Annotated in this window: 4 protein-coding genes; 2 read left to right on the top strand and 2 right to left on the bottom strand. The window is 64.9% G+C overall.

From position 1 onward, the window contains the following. Nucleotides 1-728: 728 nt before the first annotated feature. Nucleotides 729-1,163 carry an NUDIX hydrolase gene (locus DD1DGNOD_RS22580; protein WP_206443371.1) on the top strand — a complete coding sequence of 145 codons (435 nt, stop codon included), beginning with the start codon at nucleotides 729-731 and terminating at the stop codon, nucleotides 1,161-1,163. A gap of 284 nt (nucleotides 1,164-1,447) precedes the next feature. Beyond that, nucleotides 1,448-1,990 (top strand): NUDIX hydrolase, encoded by a 543-nt coding sequence (locus tag DD1DGNOD_RS22575; RefSeq protein ID WP_131768482.1) that lies wholly within the window; start codon nucleotides 1,448-1,450, stop codon nucleotides 1,988-1,990. A gap of 113 nt (nucleotides 1,991-2,103) precedes the next feature. Here DD1DGNOD_RS22575 and DD1DGNOD_RS27435 read toward each other — a convergent pair whose 3' ends face one another. Together DD1DGNOD_RS27435 and DD1DGNOD_RS30115 are read right to left on the bottom strand one after the other, a co-directional pair. Further along, nucleotides 2,104-2,292, bottom strand: coding sequence for a hypothetical protein (locus tag DD1DGNOD_RS27435; protein WP_165035232.1), 189 nt, complete (start codon nucleotides 2,290-2,292; stop codon nucleotides 2,104-2,106). 48 nt (nucleotides 2,293-2,340) lie between these two features. Next, the coding region (locus DD1DGNOD_RS30115) for a hypothetical protein (protein WP_346434365.1) at nucleotides 2,341-2,764 on the bottom strand (424 nt) is incomplete at its 5' end.

Here is a 2,764-nt window from a genome sequence, read left to right as displayed (position 1 = left end):
AACTACACCCGCACGCCAACTGCGAAGAGCCGGGGATGGTGGATGCGTCAGCGTGTCCAGCCGGATTCGGTGTAGTACTCGGGGATCTGGTAGGCGGCCAGCGCGGTGCGTACCGGTTCGGTGAGGGGGTCGGGAGCCGGTCGAGGGGAACCAGCCGAGGTGGTCGTGGACGCGCCGGTCGGTGATCAGAGGGATGCCGCGGAAACGGCAGACCTCGAAGTACAGGCTGGACCGTGCCGACGAACTGGCCTCCCCGTGGTCACTGAAGATTTCAGTCAGGGTGAATCCCGCTGAGGTAGAGAATTACCTGGATTGTTGGTCCCGACGGCGATACGGCCGACTTCCGGCAGTTCGAAGGCGACGTGAAGGACGGCCTACCGATCGAAGGCATCCTGCCTTCTCAGGAACCGGCTCACCGAGACCGTCTCGGCGACAACGTTCCGTTCGAGTCCGCCAAAGGGACTCATTCCCCAACACGACCTCGCGTTCAGCCCATAATAGCCGATCAGAACCGCGCCCGGCCAACATGAGGTGCAAGAGGCACCTGGATGCTGACCGGCCCCATGCCAGCGGCGCGGCCGAAATTCGTCGTGACGTCCTGTCATGGGATCTAGACTCATGGTTTCGCGCGCAATGTTGGATACTGACTTGGTGCTCGGCGTGGCTGGACTGCTGGCATCCGGTGCGGTGCGCGACGTGTCTGGTTTCGACAAATGAGGGATGTTTCCGTGCCCGAGAAGATCACCAAGGGCAAGGCGCTGTGCTATGTCGTGCGGGACGGAAAGCTGTTGGTGTTCCGCCACACCGACTACAGCTACGAGGAAGTCGGTATCCAGGTGCCGTCCGGCAGCATTCGCAAGGGTGAGGCTCCGGAGGTGGCGGCCCTGCGCGAGGCGCGCGAGGAGACGGGTCTGAAGGATTTCAAGATCGTACGCAAGCTCGGCGAGGCTGAGTACGACATCAGCCCGTACCGGTTCGAGATCCAGCGTCGGCACGTCTTCCACTTGGAGCTGACCGAGCCTGCCCCGGATCGGTGGGCCAGCCAGGAGGACCACGACGGCGAGCAGGAGCCCACCCACTTCGAGTGCTTCTGGATCCCGCTGGAGGCTGCCCACATCCTCTCGTCCGGCCAAGGAGCTCTGCTGGGACACCTGTACGACTGATTCCCGCCGGTCCCAGCAGCACAGGGAGGCCACTGATGTGCCACACCACCGGACGGCACGAACAGATCAGCGAGTTTTATCGAGCATTAGCCTGGTCAGGGCGCTGTTCTCGCGGGCGGAGACCCAGATCCCGCCGGCCGGGGCGCGGAGCGGGATGACGGATACTCGTCAAGATCAGGATTCTCACCCGCGGTGACCTCAGCTCTGGCATGCACGAGGTTTCCGTGGCAGACCGTGCCGTGATCGCGGTGATCTGGCTCTACCTACTTCAACAGGTGATCGACTTGGCTATCACGGCAGACCACATCCGCATCACCCTGACCATCTATCTCGACGCGCACCCTGAGGAGAAGCCCGACCTCGCACCCGTTCTCGACCTCCTCGACACCGGAGGCGACATCACCTCCCGCACGGAGTTCCGCGGTCACGCCACCGTCGGCGCGATCCTCGCCGACACCGACGGGCGCATCCTGCACATCCACCACCGAGCACTGGACACGTGGCTCCTGCCCGGCGGCCACCTCGAAACGGAGGACACCTCGCTGCTGGACGTAGCGCTGCGCGAGCTCGCCGAGGAGACCGGCATCCCCGCCGACGCGGTCACCCCCGCGGAAGAACACCCCATCCACATCGACGTCCACCCCATCCCCGCCAACGACGCCAAGGGCGAGCCGGACCACCAGCACTTCGACTTCCGGTTCCTCTTCCGCACCACCACCGACGTTCGCCAGCTTCAGACCGAAGAGGTCACCGACGCGACCTGGCGCAAGCTCGACAGCCTCGGCGACGCAACGCTGCGACAGCGCATCGCCGTAGCCCTTCGCTGACGCGCCCGAGGGAGTGTCAGGAGATCTTGATCGGTAATCTCCAGGGTAAGGCCGTGGCCTGCGGAAACGCTTAAACATCGCCGTCCGTTATACCGTTTCTCGCCCGACAGGTGCTACCGACTACCACCGGCGGCCGCGTGGGCCACGCTCATCTGCCGGATGAGTCTGGTCGCGGTGAGCCGTTCGCATACCCGTAGCCACTCCGGATGATGCTCCACTCGCTCGTAATACTCAGGATTCAGGGACATGACGATGCGTTGCGCGCGTCTTTCCACGTCAGCGTCCAAAAGGCTTTCCTGCATCGACCTTCCCGCCGTAAACCCTCCGTTCTCATCCTCCTGCAAGGATGCTTAGCCGGTCAGGGCGCCGAGGGCGTCATCGAGGCCCTCCAGGTCGCTCAGGGGGATCGGTGCCCAGCGGTGTTCGTGGGCTCCCGATGGTACGGCCGCCCGGCCGCCGGCCGTTGCGCCGACCGCATTGATGCTCTCGACGCTCGGGCTCTCGCCGTCCTTGAGTGCGTTGTCCTTGAGTGCGTTGTCCCTGGTCGCGCCGTCCGCCGGTGCACCTGGACGGGGTGGCGTCGACCGCGATCCGGAACCGGCTCCAGCGGTGTCGATTCGGGTGGTGTCGATTCGAGCGGTGTCGATCCTGGTGGTGCGGGTCGTGTGCGGTGCTGCCTCCGGCGCCACCCCGACGGCGGCCAGTGCCGGCCACAGGGAGGCGAGTGCGGCGTCCGGGTCGATCTCGAACTCCGACTGGCGGATCCGCCAGAAG

The sequence above is a fragment of the Candidatus Protofrankia californiensis genome, from assembly GCF_900634765.1.
GTDB lineage: Bacteria > Actinomycetota > Actinomycetes > Frankiales > Frankiaceae > Protofrankia > Protofrankia californiensis.
Note: the sequence above shows the minus strand (reverse complement) of the source record. Positions and strands in the feature narration are given on the sequence as shown.

What these genes read in the sequence shown, in the direction of transcription:
- DD1DGNOD_RS27435 (WP_165035232.1), bottom strand. Translation starts at nt 2,292, where the DNA reads ATGCAGGAAAGCCTTTTGGACGCTGACGTGGAAAGACGCGCGCAACGC.